General features: G+C 45.1%; 12 protein-coding genes. 9 read left to right on the top strand and 3 right to left on the bottom strand.

Annotated features, from left to right (window positions below; genetic code table 11):
• Positions 1-117: 117 nt before the first annotated feature.
• Positions 118-954 (bottom strand): S1 RNA-binding domain-containing protein, encoded by an 837-nt coding sequence (locus FS373_RS17305; protein ID WP_144046843.1) that lies wholly within the window; start codon positions 952-954, stop codon positions 118-120.
• Positions 955-1,295: 341 nt separating this feature from the next.
• Here FS373_RS17305 and speA point away from each other — a divergent pair, with 341 nt between their 5' ends.
• The 8 genes from speA (at position 1,296) to FS373_RS17260 (ending at position 8,933) form a co-directional block, all read left to right on the top strand.
• A complete protein-coding gene (speA, locus tag FS373_RS17300; RefSeq protein WP_144046842.1) occupies positions 1,296-3,209 on the top strand; it encodes a biosynthetic arginine decarboxylase in 1,914 nt (637 codons plus the stop codon).
• Positions 3,210-3,269: 60 nt separating this feature from the next.
• Positions 3,270-4,214: an adenosylmethionine decarboxylase gene (locus FS373_RS17295; protein WP_144046841.1), complete on the top strand. Its 945-nt coding sequence runs from the start codon at positions 3,270-3,272 to the stop codon at positions 4,212-4,214.
• Positions 4,215-4,238: 24 nt separating this feature from the next.
• On the top strand, positions 4,239-5,174 hold the full coding sequence (speB, locus tag FS373_RS17290) for an agmatinase (protein ID WP_144046840.1): 936 nt from the start codon (positions 4,239-4,241) through the stop codon (positions 5,172-5,174).
• A 31-nt stretch (positions 5,175-5,205) separates the two neighbouring features.
• On the top strand, positions 5,206-5,847 hold the full coding sequence (gene pdxH, locus FS373_RS17285; protein WP_152829951.1) for a pyridoxamine 5'-phosphate oxidase: 642 nt from the start codon (positions 5,206-5,208) through the stop codon (positions 5,845-5,847).
• Positions 5,848-6,002: 155 nt separating this feature from the next.
• Positions 6,003-6,578 carry a YceI family protein gene (locus FS373_RS17280; protein ID WP_144046839.1) on the top strand — a complete coding sequence of 192 codons (576 nt, stop codon included), beginning with the start codon at positions 6,003-6,005 and terminating at the stop codon, positions 6,576-6,578.
• Positions 6,579-6,694: 116 nt separating this feature from the next.
• The gene (locus tag FS373_RS17275) at positions 6,695-7,054 is read left to right on the top strand and encodes a DUF3802 family protein (RefSeq protein ID WP_144046838.1); all 360 of its coding nucleotides are present in this window, start codon (positions 6,695-6,697) and stop codon (positions 7,052-7,054) included.
• A gap of 531 nt (positions 7,055-7,585) precedes the next feature.
• Positions 7,586-7,957, top strand: a complete 372-nt coding sequence (locus FS373_RS17265; RefSeq protein WP_144046836.1) for an STAS/SEC14 domain-containing protein — start codon at positions 7,586-7,588, stop codon at positions 7,955-7,957.
• Positions 7,958-8,063: 106 nt separating this feature from the next.
• Positions 8,064-8,933, top strand: a complete 870-nt coding sequence (locus FS373_RS17260) for a RimK/LysX family protein (RefSeq protein ID WP_144046835.1) — start codon at positions 8,064-8,066, stop codon at positions 8,931-8,933.
• Between the two features lie 141 nt (positions 8,934-9,074).
• Here FS373_RS17260 and FS373_RS17255 read toward each other — a convergent pair whose 3' ends face one another.
• Both FS373_RS17255 and FS373_RS17250 read right to left on the bottom strand, forming a co-directional pair.
• Positions 9,075-11,696 carry a PAS domain-containing protein gene (locus tag FS373_RS17255; protein ID WP_152829950.1) on the bottom strand — a complete coding sequence of 874 codons (2,622 nt, stop codon included), beginning with the start codon at positions 11,694-11,696 and terminating at the stop codon, positions 9,075-9,077.
• A gap of 190 nt (positions 11,697-11,886) precedes the next feature.
• Positions 11,887-13,389 carry a methyl-accepting chemotaxis protein gene (locus FS373_RS17250; RefSeq protein ID WP_144046834.1) on the bottom strand — a complete coding sequence of 501 codons (1,503 nt, stop codon included), beginning with the start codon at positions 13,387-13,389 and terminating at the stop codon, positions 11,887-11,889.
• A 389-nt stretch (positions 13,390-13,778) separates the two neighbouring features.
• Between FS373_RS17250 and pheS the strand changes: the two genes are divergently transcribed.
• The gene (gene pheS / locus FS373_RS17245; RefSeq protein WP_144048997.1) at positions 13,779-14,762 is read left to right on the top strand and encodes a phenylalanine--tRNA ligase subunit alpha; all 984 of its coding nucleotides are present in this window, start codon (positions 13,779-13,781) and stop codon (positions 14,760-14,762) included.
• Positions 14,763-14,775: the final 13 nt, after the last annotated feature.

The raw sequence follows: 14,775 nt of genomic DNA, 5'->3' as shown, positions 1-14,775 counted from the left end.
ATAAAAAAGCATGACTTTGTTATAACAGAGTCATGCTTTTAATCAAAGAGCCAAGCAATAAGTTACTGGTTTTATGCACGATAACTAGACAATTATCGATGCTTAGGCCAGATGTAGCTAGTCTTCTACTATTCTAATGCCATCGGGCGCTATGGTGATCTGCTTATTCTTATACAGTCCACCTATGCTTTTCTTGAAGGCTTTCTTACTCATCGACATTTTGGCATAGATGGTTTCTGCATCAGTCTTATCATTGAGAGGCAGGAAGCCGCCAGCTTGGTTAAGTTTAAACATGATGGTAGTCGAATGTTTATCCAATTCGGATTTTACACCTTGTTGCAGGATAAGGTCTATTTTGTCATCGCTGCGTACTTGCTTGATGAAGCCCTTCAACCTTTGACCAAAACTCAGGGTACGAAACACCTCATTTTTGAAGATAACGCCCCAATGGCTGTGGTTGATGATAGCTTTATAACCAAGATCTGTGGTGCCACCTATGATCAGGTTAACCGCTTCATCTTTATCATATGGAGGCGGCGTTCTGTCGAGGAACTTATCGACTTTAGCCGAGGCGACAATGCGCTCATCGACGTTGCTGGTGTAGATATAGACTAAATAGGAGCGACCCACTTCAATCTCTCTGTGTTGTTCAGCGAAAGGAAGTAGCAGATCTTTATCTAGCCCCCAGTCGAGGAAGGCACCGTATTGACCGGTAGCAACAGCTTCTAAATAGGCAAACTGACCTACTTCAGCCAGTGGCTTCTTGGTGGTCGCAATGATGGCATCTTCTGAGTCCAGATAGAGAAAAACATCGACTTCATCACCGACATTACACTCTTTGGGGACCACCTTGCTAGGCAATAGTACTTGGCCTAGGTCGTGTGCATTGAGATAAACGCCAAAGTCGACTCGTTTTACGACTTCGAGGGTGCAAGATTTTCCTATTTGTATCATGTGACTCTCTGTTGCTTGGGGACTGCTTCGATGCTGGATTATAGTGGAAAAAGGATGAACAATCTTTAAGTGATTTTAATCTCTGGGGCTGATTTGTTTAAAAAGTCGACGTCGAGTGCGGATTCACCCCCAATCATGTTAATCTTGACGGGTTTTTTGACCTTAGATTTTTATATCTTATGCTTGCAATAGCATCGTCTGGGGTGTTTAATTACGCCCCATTTTTATGGTCTGGGTATCAGGTTTCATATTGAAGCCAGAGCCAGATTGTTCTATGGTTTGTGCTGGCACAGGCGTCGATATCGCCTTTGTTTTTGATTTCTTTTTTAGGTTTAACAATTATGAGTGATTGGTCTATTAATGATGCCCGCAACGGGTATAACGTTAATTATTGGAGTCAGGGACTCTATGGGATAAGCGACGCCGGAGAGGTCACCGTTTCTCCCGATCAAGCTAACCCGGAATTTACTATTGGCTTAAATGAGCTTGCCCAGGATATGGTCAAGTCTGGCGTGGCCCTTCCCGTATTGGTTCGTTTTCCGCAGATTTTGCATCATAGGGTCCACAGTCTCTGTCATGCGTTTAATCTGGCTATTCAGAAATACCAATATGAGTCAGACTACTTGCTGGTTTATCCGATTAAAGTGAACCAGCAACAAACGGTAGTAGAAGAGATCCTCGCCAGCCAGAAATCGAAAGAGGTGCCGCAACTCGGTCTGGAAGCCGGCAGTAAGCCTGAACTGATGGCGGTGCTGGCCATGGCTCAGAAAGCCAGTTCTGTGATTATCTGCAATGGTTATAAAGACATTGAATATATCCGCCTCGCGCTTATCGGCGAGAAATTAGGCCATAAGGTTTATATCGTACTCGAGAAGCTGTCGGAGCTAAAAAGCATACTCGAGGAAGCTAAAAAGCTAGGCGTGACTCCCAGACTGGGTTTACGTGTACGTCTGGCGTTTCAGGGCAAAGGTAAGTGGCAAGCCAGTGGCGGAGAGAAGTCAAAATTTGGTCTCTCAGCGGCCCAAGTTCTGACTGTGATTGAATCTCTCAAAGATGAACAAATGTTAGACTCCTTGCAGTTACTGCATTTTCACCTGGGATCGCAAATTGCTAACATCAGAGACATAAGGCAAGGGGTGAGCGAAGCCGGACGTTTCTATTGTGAGCTACAAAAGCTTGGCACCAATGTTAAATGTTTCGATGTCGGTGGTGGCTTAGCGGTCGATTACGATGGGACTCGTAGTCAAAGCAGCAATTCGATGAATTATGGTTTGACGGAATACGCCAACAATATTGTTAGCGTGTTGACCGATATCTGCAAAGAATATCAGCAACCTATGCCACAAATTATTTCAGAGTCTGGTCGATACCTCACGGCTCATCATGCGGTGCTTATCTCAGATGTGATCGGTACCGAAGCCTACAAGGCCGAAGTCATTGAAGCGCCCGACGAAGCCGCGCCTCAGCTGCTGCATAATATGTGGCAATCTTGGGTGGAGGTGAGTGGCCGTGCAGATCAACGGGCCTTAATAGAGATTTATCATGATTGCCAGAGTGATTTGGCCGAGGCTCACTCATTGTTTGCCTTAGGTCAGCTGTCTCTTATGCAGCGGGCCTGGGCGGAGCAAGTTAACTTAAGGGTGTGTCATGAACTTCAAGGCGTCATGAGCACTAAGTATCGTTTTCATCGGCCAATCATAGATGAGCTTAATGAAAAGTTAGCCGATAAGTTTTTTGTGAACTTTTCTCTGTTCCAGTCGCTACCCGATGCATGGGGCATAGATCAAGTCTTTCCGGTATTGCCGTTATCGGGCTTGGATAAAAAGCCAGAGCGACGCGCGGTGATGTTGGATATTACCTGTGACTCCGATGGCTCTATCGATCAGTATGTCGATGGCCAAGGCATAGAAACCACCTTGCCAGTTCCGGCCTGGAGTGCCGAGAGCCCCTATCTGATTGGCTTCTTCTTAGTGGGAGCCTATCAGGAGATCTTAGGGGATATGCATAATCTCTTCGGTGATACTAACTCAGCCGTGGTCCGGGTCGATGAGAATGGCCTGACTAATATCGAGTCTGTTTTAGCGGGCGATACGGTCGCGGATGTACTCAGGTATGTAAATTTAGATGCCGTGTCATTTATGCGTACCTATGAAGAGCTGGTTAACATGCATATAGAAGAATCTGAGCGAGCTAATATCCTGGAAGAGTTGCAGTTAGGCTTGAAAGGCTATACCTATCTGGAAGACTTTACTTAACTTGAAGGCCTCAACGAGCACTGATTTTGACAGTGATACTTGAGGCCAAGGTAACCCTATATGGTATTTGAAGGTTCTGAAAAGATCATCGAGCTGGGTGTGCAGCCTGGCTCGCCTTCATTAAGACGTCTTCCCTATGCCTTTTGGCAGACTCTGGTGACGAGTGCGGGCGCCGAAATCATCTCTTGTGTGAAAAATGACGCGTGCGATGCCTATATCCTCAGTGAATCCAGCCTGTTTGTGTGGGATGGACGGATCAGAATGCTGACTTGCGGCGCGACTCAGTTATCCAATGCACTGGTGCTGTTTATCGAAAGGCTAGGGGCCGAGTCGATCGCTTACGCGACGTATCAGAGAAAAAATGAGTATCTGCTGCAACCACAAATTCGCAGCTTCGATCAAGACCTTGCTTATATCACTCAGACCATACCTGGTAAGGGATACAGAATAGGCCATCTGGACAGTCATCATCATTATCTTTTTACCGCCAATGGCGAAGCGCATTCGGGTAAGTCACTGGCTACTGCTAAGCCTTTAGCCACCATTGAGCTATTGATGTATCACTTAAAAGGCCCTTTGGCTGAGTACTTTCGTTCCCCCCAACAGACTACTGAGGGGATCCGTGATGCCTTGCAGCTGAGTTCCATGTTTATTGATTTCGAATTTGATGACCACCTCTTTAGCCCATGTGGCTATTCTCTCAATGGCATTAAAGGAGATAGATATTTCACCCTGCACATTACCCCACAGGAACAGAGCTCCTATTGCAGTTTTGAGACTAATTTGACTGAAAAGGATCTACCGGCTGAAGTACTCGAGCACTTTTTAGTAAAATTACAGCCCGAGCGCTGGGACTTGATCTGTGTCGACCGGCCCTTGCTCGTCGCTAAACCGCGAGATAATACCAGCATCAACACCTGTTTAATTACTACTGATGGCGGCTATGATGTTAATTTTAAGCATGTTGATCAACAAGATGAATTGCTTTTTACCCAAGTTATATAAATATTTAGACCTGTTGGAGAGTGTATGACCACCATGATAGATAAACCTGATTACTCATTGTATTCCAATGCCTTTGGTTATCTAAGACAACCCCTGAATTTTAATCCCATTGCATCGGATGCCGATGTGGTGATCTTAGGCTTGCCGTTCGATATGGCAACCACAGGTCGCTCCGGTGGTCGTATGGGGCCGGGTGCTATCAGGCAGGCATCGATTCATTTAGCCTGGGAAGAGACACGTTGGCCTTGGGATTTCAAACTCAAAGATCATCTTAACATCGTCGATGCCGGTGATCTTGTGTATGACTGTGGCGATTCGGCAGATTTCACCCGAAGAGTCGAAGACTTTGCAACGGCAATTCTCGATGCCGATAAGGGCTTGTTGAGTTTTGGCGGGGATCACTTTGTCACTCTGCCTCTGCTCAGAGCACATTTTAAAAAGCACGGTAAGATGGCACTACTGCATTTCGATGCACATACTGACACTTACAGCCAAGGCAGTAAGTACGATCATGGCACCATGTTTCACCATGCACCGAAAGAGGGGCTCATCTCAACCGAGCATTCGATTCAGGTCGGGATCAGAACCGAATATGATCGCGAATCACATGAGTTTCAGGTGATCGATGCCGCGACTGCTAATGATATGCAAGCCGATGATATCGTGGACCAGATAAAGGCGCGTGTTGGTGACATGCCCTTGTATGTGACATTCGATATCGATTGTTTAGATCCTGCATTCGCGCCAGGTACAGGCACTCCCGTGTGTGGCGGGTTAACAAGTGATAAGGCCATGAAAATTTTACGTGGCCTGCGCGGCATGAACCTGGTTGGCATGGATGTAGTCGAAGTGGCCCCAGCTTATGACTCGGCCGAGATCACGGCTCTGGCGGGAGCAACTCTGGGACTCGAGATGTTGCATTTGTGGGCGGATAAAAAAAGAAATACCCAGAAAAAATAGTGATTAATGACTTGTGTAGGGAAAGCAAAAAATGTCGAAACTGAGTGATATCAGGCGTGAATATACCTTGGGCGGACTCAATGAAGAGGATCTTCCAAGCGATCCTATGGTCTTGTTCTCTAAATGGATGGAGCAGGCAAGGGACAGTGAATTGCTAAGCGACCCTACCGCCATGGTGGTTGCCACTGTCGATGCCGATGGACAGCCATTTCAAAGAATCGTGCTGCTTAAACGTTTCGACACCGGTGGCTTCGTATTTTTTACTAATTTAGCCAGCAGGAAATCACAGCATATCGCCGTTAACTCGAAAGTCAGCATCTTGTTCCCCTGGCATTCACTAGAGCGACAGGTCGCCATAACGGGCGAGGCGGAGGCGTTGTCGACAGCTGAGGTAATGAAATACTTTATCACTCGTCCCAAAGAGAGTCAGATCGCTGCCTGGGTCTCTAAGCAATCCAGTAAGATCTCAGCAAGGCAGGCGTTAGAAAGCAAGTACGCCGAGATGAAAGCCAAATTTAGCAAAGGTGAGGTGCCCTTACCTAAGTTTTGGGGAGGCTACATCGTTAAGCCTAGCAGCATTGAGTTTTGGCAGGGGGGGGAGAAACGTCTTCATGACCGCTTCCTCTATACCAAAGAAGCGACCCGTTGGGACATCAGCAGGCTAGCGCCATAAAGACTCACATATATATGTTTAAGTAAAAAAATGGGAGTGGCGATGCCACTCTCATTTTTTTACTTTCTTTATCAGCATTTACTTATGTAAATTCATTTATATACTGTTACTAACCAATCATATTTTGATTATGACAATTAGTAGAGGGAGCAGGCATGAATAAGTTATTGATAGGGATCTTGTTATGTACCATAGGCGGGGCGGCATCGGCGACGCCTTGGATCGTCGACAGTAAAAATTCCAATGTGAATTTTATTTCGATAAAGAAAGTCAACGTGGCTGAGGTCCATCATTTTAACTCTTTCTCAGGTCAGTTGGATGACAGTGGTAAATTTGCGTTGACTATAGACTTGGCGAGTGTGTGGACCAATATTGAGATCCGTGATATTCGGATGAAAGAGCTGCTTTTTGAAGTGGGTGTGTATCCAAGGTTAGTATTGAGTTCAAATATCGACTTGTCTAAGCTTGCCGATATTCCTGTAGGCGGTACCAGTGTCATGGATATGTCTGCCGAATTATCAATGCACGGCAAGAAACAAATAATGCCTATTACGGTCACTATTGCAAAATTGTCAGATAATCAGCTCTTGGTGGTGAGTACAAAACCTGTGATAGTCAACGCGGCTAACTTTGATCTGACGCCAGGTATTGAGAAATTAAGAGAAGTTGCGGGCTTAACCTCGATAAGTCAGGCTGTACCCGTCTCATTTGTATTGAACTTAACCCGTTAAAGGCCTGATGTAACAAATTAGCTAACCTATGATGAAAACGGTTTAAAACTTCTATAGACTGGACAGTGAGCATGGCATCTACCATGCTCTAACTGAATAGGTGAATAGGGTTTAAGATGGTTACAGATAAAGATGGATATATGCATCTCATTCAGTACCTCACAGAGCATTTAGGTCTGTTTGAGGGGCAAGAGGTGGTTTCCGTGGTGGGAGATACCGTGATGGAACTATTCGAAGAGCAGTTATCGGCGCAAATCATCATGGTGTGTGGTCAAAATCCTTCTCTGAGTTTTGCTCAAAGAAATACGGTGATCCGTGAAATTGATGCGATAGTCTACGATCTCGAAGAGATCTTAGCCAATGTAGCCAAAAGAAATGCAACTCCTGAGCAGACGCTGTTTATCACCGAATTCTCTGGCTTGATCAAAAACCTGTTCGATCAAGAAATCTCTAAATTGGTGGAAGCACCGCAGTAACTATAGAGTCGCCGTAGATATTTGTCGCGCTAGCTATTCGTCGTACAAAATACTCTTTGTATCAAAATGATTGGTACGTTTATTTTTAGCTCGATTTTATATTTAGTTACAGTCTTTTACATTTCCATTCTTGTGGTCAATTCATTAGGCGCCTAATGTTATACCGATGGGTATAATACCTTCTAAACATTAGGACTCTCATTTGAACGGTTTCACTGGCTCTAGTCACAATCAGCATTTAGCTGTGTATCTGGCACTCTTGTTATTTTGGTGGGCGATTCACACTTTTAGTGCTAATGCGTTCGAGCTTGGATGGGGTTTTTTCCCATTAGTTGTGTCGCTTCCATTTGTTCCGTTTATACTTGTTTGGTTAGGTGTTCAATTTTCCCGGCATTTTAGGTGCTTTAAAACTGGTGCAAACTTAGGCAAGCATCTGATTCATTGTTTGTGTATTTTTAGCCTATTTAGTTTGTTTATTTTTCATTTTATCTACTGATAGTTCGTTGTTAACAGCTTTGCAAGGAGAGCATAATGTTAGAAATCTTGGATGGGTTTAATCACGATACCGTGGCGATAAAGGCCTCTGGTGTTGTCACTGGCGATGACTATGACAAGCGTTTGCTGCCTGCGATTGAAGGCAGACTTAAAGACCATGCGTCGATCAAACTTTGGTATGAGTTTGACGAAGGCTTCAAGGGCATCACGGTGGAAACATTATGGGATGATGCTATGTTAGGTTTTTTTCATTTGACTGACTTTTCCAGAGTCGTCATTATTACTGACAGTGATTGGGTCACTGGCATGGCGAAAGCTATGGCTTATATGATCCCCTGTCCGGTTAAGGTGTTCGATAAAAGTAGTAGCCATTTGGCTGAACAATGGATTGCAGATAACGAAAGTTAATCTCTCGCTTTGGTTAATGGATAACCACTTGAAATCGGGTCGGCTCTTGGGTCGGCCTTTTTACTGTTTAATTTCTATCTTTGATCTTTTGGAGTTGGTAAACATAATGCTGAAAAAAATAGGTTTATGTATGTTGTTACTCTCTACACCTGTGTTAGCACAAGATAAAACCATCATAGGTCCGACGGCACAAATGTCTGTGGTCGAGACTAAGCTCGCCTTTGAGGCCAGAATCGACACTGGGGCGGTAAATACTTCATTGAATGCCTTCGATCTGCAAGTGGAAGGTGGCAGTGCGAAGAAAATGAAAGATAATGTGGGCAAGATGCTGCATTTTACCACAGAGAATGCTTCTGGAGAGCGTCAAAGACTGTCGGCTCCAATAGTAAGAACATCGACCGTGAGTAACTCTCAGGGACGTGAGACTCGCTATATGGTCTGGCTCCACGTGGGCTTCGATGGCAAGGAACGTAAAGTGCTGGTTAATTTACGCGATAGAAGCCACATGGATTACAAATTACTCATTGGCCGCAGCTGGCTAAAGGGGAAATACCTAGTCGATGTGTCTGATAAGAAAGTGATAGGGCCTGTAGCACCTATCCATATCATTGAGACGGGCTTAATGTTTAAGACTCGTATCGACACAGGCGCTGTGGAAAATTCACTTCATGCGGTAGATTTGAAAGTCGACAATGGGGTCGATAACATGAACGAAAATATCGGTAAGATGCTCAGCTTTACCACGGAGAATGAGAAGGGTGTTTCTCATCGTGTGAAGGCCATGATTGTCGAGACATCGCTGATCCGTAACGCCCAGGGCAGTGAGATCCGCTATATGGTGGAGCTCAATGTTGGAGAGCCTGGTCAGGAATATAAGGTGAAAGTGAACCTCAGAGACAGAAGCAAAATGAGTTATAAGTTACTCATAGGACGAAACTGGCTCCAGGGTCATTACCTGGTGGACGTAGAGCGTTAATCAGCTGAGTGTTTATAGGCGAGAGAGGCGTTCCCTCTCTCGTCTTGTTTTTCTATTCGTGTTGTTTTCAAGTCGGGTCATCTAGTTCATTCAACTTTGTCTCTAGGCATTGTTCCTAGGCTCTTTTTCTAGGTATTGCCTTTAGTCACTGCCATCAGGAATGGTGAGTAAACACCTTATTTCTGTGTATTTGGACAGTTCAGAGCTAAGACTTAACTCTCCTCCAAATTCGATTTTCAGCCAGAGGGCTAACTCTGCCAGGGTGCCTGTACTCGTGTGTTCTTTAATCTGCTTATTTATCTCTTCCAGATGTGAAGGTTCGACACCTACGCCATTATCCCTGATGCATATCACTAGCTGTTGGCCGTCTTTATGCACTGAGATCGCGATCTCATTCTGATCTGTGTCCATGGTGAAGCCATGGGATAAGGTGTTCTGTAACAGTTTATAAAACAGCAGTAACAGTGACCAGGGCGAGACTTGTAAGGCCAATTGCTCAGAACATTCCAGGCTAGCCTTCACCTTGTATACATCGAATTGTGGGGCTAACACGGCCAACAGGTGTTCCACAAACTGTTTGATGTGCACCGACTTGATTTCTTCGCTCTGGGGCACAACCAGGTAGAGCAGGTGACGAAGCTTATCGGTTTGCTCTGTGACAAGGCGCATAAGCTCCAACAGCTCATCCCCCCGTTGTAACGGACTGTCCTGACGCAGCTTAGTGAAGATCAGTTCATGTTCCTTAAGTTGTTCTCGTAAGATGTCTGTGATCAGTTGGGGCATCAACTTATGGTTCTGAGCCCCGATATGTTGCAGTTGTAGCGATTGTTGCTGGTGTTTTTCTATGCTGATGCTCGACAGCTCAACCCGGCGTAGCGTCATCTTGAGCTGCTGCACCTGCATCTCCCGGTGAACTAAGTCTTGATTGAGTTGTTCAACCTGGCCGGTCAACTCCTGGTTAACTGCCTTTATATGACTGATATCGAACGCCATGGCGCCCAAAGCAAAAATATTTCCTTCATTATCCTGAATGGGATATTTAGTGATCAGGTAAGTGATCTCACCTTGATTGGTTGGTATGGGTTGCTCAAAACTTTGTGGGGTTTCTGTGCTGGCGATGATCTTGTCATGTCTGGCAATGATCTCGGCGATGTGGGCAGGAAAAAGATCCCTGTCTTTAGCCCCGATCACCTTGTCACGTTCAAGGCCTAACACTTCACAGAACCTATCATTCACTAAGGTATAAAAGCCTTCTGTGTTCTTGATGCAGATGAGGTTTTGTGATGAATTGAGCAGGTCATTGAGTTGATTTTTATGTTTGCTCAATTGAATTTGTGCGTGTTTTTGCATCGCGAGTTGCTGTTCCAGCGCTAGGTTACCGGCATCTAAACTGGCATAGGCTATTTCAAGTTGTTGATTTCTTTTTGTAAATGCCTTGGCTAGCTTGCCTATTTCATCTTTACGTTGATTGGCGGTTAGCTCTAATTTCGCTATGTTGCCCTCTTGCAGAGACTCGACCATCTTGGAGATGGGCTTGATAAATAATCTATGCTGGAATATAAACAGCACTACAAGGGCAATCAATTGAGTTAAGAGCAAAAAAATACCAATTTTTGCCGCAATGGCATGCTCTTTATTACCCACTTCACTCAAGGGCGTTACTAAGATTATTTTCCAGTAGGTTCTTGGCATGTGAAACACTGAAACCAATACAGGCTCCTTGAGCAGAGGGTCTTGGTCTAAGACGAAGCTAGTGGTTCGTTCAGAGTTTGGCGATATTCCCCTGGCATTGGCATTGATAAGCGCCGAGAGCCTGTCTCGTTTAGATGCATCCAGGGTATTTAACAGAGTATCGAGTTGGGTTTTATCATAGGTACTGCTCGTCCCCGCTTGCTTTAGGAATTGCGCATCAATTTTCTCTACCTCAGTCAGAATCGAGGCGTATGCAGGATGATCTTGGGTGAATTTCTCGAACGGATAACTCAAGTAAGGGGATGGTTTACTTGAGTCTTGCTCTTCAGAATCATAGGGATGAGCCAAGAGGTTGTTGTTACTATCGAGTGCGAACAAGTAACCTTGGTGCAGCTCTAGTTTATTAAAAAAGGATTTTAGTGATGAAAGCGCCAGATCGACAGTAGATACCCCGATAAATTGATGTTCTAACCACATGGGGACCGAAGCGGTGATCATGGTTTCATCAGTATAAGGATCGATATAGGCATCGGACCAGTAAGTGGTGCCGACAGGATAAAAACGCGTCGGTTTGTACCAGATTTCTGAATGGTAACCCGATCCATTGGCATTATTATATCCGTAGACTAGCTCAAATTTATTTTGCTCATTACGGGCCCAGAAGTAACTGTTACGCAATTTAGATGAATCGAAAGCACCGGGCTCGGGCCATATTCCCCCCCCCGCGATCAGGGATTTTTGCCCATCGGTATCGAGGAGGGCTGGGACTATCTGCTGTAGTTGAGATGGAGAATGTGCGTAAGTGACGCCTATAGAGGCCATAGAGGCGGCGAGGGCTTCAATTTTTGATGTGGTTTGCTGCAGTTGAGCGACTATGGCCAAGCCTAAATTCTGGCTCAAGGACAGTTGGGTCTCCTGATGGTGCTTCTTCTCTATGGATAGAATAAGCCAGATACTCGACGCGATGATCAGGCCTACGATACAAAACTGAATAATAGAAAACTTAAAGGGCAAGCTGTTCAGCCAATGTGTATTGAAAGAGCGCTGGTCATCGGGTCCATTATTTCCCATTTAGGCATACTTCCTTTTTACTCTCATCATCATTGATGATTGAATTCTACCATAAATTAAAAACCACCAAGTTTAAATCAGGTCGAGGGCTAGCTTGACTGATTAGAAGCATTAAAAGGCCCTGTGCGTTAAGCATAGGGCCTTTTATTCTATTATTTAAATTACCTACCCGAGCATAACTCTTGAGTCATTAAATTTTGAGTCCTACCAGCAATTGATCTAACTGCTCCGCAGTAGCATGCAATTCATCACAACCCGATACCGAGTCATTAGCCGATTGTTCAACGTTATGGGATTGGTTGCGGATCTCCATCAAGTTTGTCGCGATCTCATTTGCCACTGCCGATTGCTCATCGGCGGATGTGGCGATGAGTACACTCATCTCATATACGCGGCCACTGTGTTCGGCAATGGCTTTTAAGTCATCACCCGTATCGAGAACGTGTTTCTTACCTTCGTTTGCCTTGTCTACGGTGCGCTTCATCACTTGAGTCAAGTCTTGTGATCCCGTCTGCAGTGCCTCGATCATCGATTTTATCTCGACAGTCGCATCTTGAGTTCGACCCGCTAAGGTTCGGACTTCATCGGCGACAACTGCAAATCCACGACCTTGCTCACCAGCACGAGCGGCTTCGATAGCAGCGTTGAGTGCGAGCAGGTTAGTTTGTTCAGAAATAGAATTAATCGTGGTAACCACGGCGTCAATTTTTGCCGCATTTTCATTTAGGGTATTCACTGCCGTGGAGGCTTCACCTATCTCATCTGATAGCATCTCGATGGCGTTAACGGTAGTGGCAATATCCTTTGAGCCTGCATCAACCTGAGCATTAGCCTCTTGGGTCTCAATAGATGACTGCTCGGCATTACGCGCCACCTCTTTAACTGCTGCCGTCATCTCTTCCATGGCCGTTGCCAGTGAGTCGAGATGCTGTCTCTGATTAGAGGCCAGAGATTGACCTTCCTGAGCATTTTGACGAAATGATTGCACCACTTGACGGATTTGCATGCTGGCCTGACTAAGCTCAGTCACTAAATTATGTTGGCGCTCGACCAAGGTATCTATACTGATCGCTAATATACTGAACTCATCTTTGACCTCGAAGAAGTTGAGTCTGGCGGTAAGATCACCATCTGCCGCTCTCTTAAGCGCCATCACATTCGTGTAGAGGGCACCACCGACGAAAGAGGCAATGTAATAGTTGGAGATAATGATGATTAAGATGAGTGTCAATAAGCTGGTTATGACATAGCCCCAAGATCCATCCATAACACGCTTGAGATCACTCACTGTCACGACAGCGACAACACCGTCTCGACCCATGGAACCTATGGCTTGAGTCTGATAATTATCGCTGACGATGCCACCACCTTGATTGGCCGCCTTAGCTTGATCCCGAGATAAATTCTGCTTATTGATAACCAGCTGTAGTCGTGTCAGTTGGCCTAGATATTCGGCTTGTTGCTCCTGAGGGATATATTGAGCACTGAGTGTCACTATTTCGTCGATGGCTCTTGTTTGTTGCTGGGCGGCATCATGCTGGCTCTGTGTTATCTGCAGCATAAATTGGCTATAAAGGATAAAAGAAAGACCTACTAAGGTGAGAATCGGAATAATAGCTAGAATGGCGAATTTAGTTTTCAGTGTCATTTTTATAAGAAACTGGTCTACCCAACGAAATTTTACTTCTTTCATAGCACTTCTCTGTTGCTGAATGTCATCACACAGGTATATCGGATGTTTCTCCAATTTCTTAACGTGTATTTAGTATTCATGGATTTGATCGTTTAATGTTTGTTCGAATTGTTGGTTAAATGCGTGTTTAGCCTCAACTCTTTTACATTTGTGAAGCGAGAAGTTCGAGTCTTATTCAGGCATTGGGTATTTAATTGTTGATGCAGAGGGATATATATTGGGGATATGAAGGATATATCTAGGTTTTATGGGTAAAAAGCGTAAATTAGCCCTAGTCAAAATCGATGAGCTCACGTAAAATTTGTCTCTTTTTCTATTTTCGTAAGATAAATAGACAGTAACACAAAGTAATGGCCTTAATGAAAAGGTCAAATGCACTGGAAGAAATGATGTCACAGTTAACAGAGATCGTAGAACAGGCCTTGTTGGCCGTCGATGGGGCGAGTGATCTTAAAGCCCTCGATGAACTTCGTGTCGAATACCTGGGTAAGAAAGGTAAAATAACCGACATGATGAAGATGATGGGTAAACTGAGCCCGGCTGAGAAACCCGCTTTCGGTCAAGCTGTGAACCAAGCCAAACAGGCCGTTCAGCAGAAATTATCTGAGCGTATCGAAGGCTTAAAAGCGTCAGAGCTAGCCACTAAACTCGCGACTGAGAGTATAGATGTGACTCTGCCCGGTCGTTCAATCGATAACGGTGGACTACACCCGGTAACGCGTACTATCGAACGTATCGAAACCTTCTTTGGTGAACTTGGCTTTAGCGTTAAGCAGGGGCCTGAAATTGAAGATGATTTCCATAACTTCGACGCACTGAACATCTCGGAGCATCATCCTGCTCGTGCCGATCACGATACTTTTTACTTTAATCCTAAAGTCATGTTGCGTACTCAAACATCTGGTGTGCAGATCCGCACCATGGAGAATGAGAAGCCGCCTCTACGCATCATCTCTCCGGGCCGCGTCTACCGTAATGATTACGATCAGACTCACACGCCTATGTTCCATCAGGTGGAAGGTTTGTTGGTTGCTGAAAACGTGAACTTTGCCGAGTTAAAAGGCATATTGCACGACTTTTTGCGTAACTTCTTCGAGGAAGACTTAGAAGTGCGTTTCCGTCCTTCATACTTCCCATTCACTGAGCCATCGGCCGAAGTGGATGTGATGGGTAAAAACGGTAAATGGTTAGAAGTGCTAGGTTGCGGCATGGTACATCCCAATGTCCTGCGCAGTGTCGGCATCGATCCTGAAAAATACTCTGGCTTTGCTTTCGGCATGGGGGTTGAGCGTCTGTCTATGTTGCGTTACGGCGTTAACGATCTACGTTCATTCTTCGAAAATGACCTACGTTTCCTCAAGCAATTTAAATAACGGAGCTGTACAG

It is taken from the genome of Shewanella sp. YLB-07, assembly GCF_009377275.1.
This window is presented reverse-complemented; position numbering and strand designations above follow the sequence as displayed.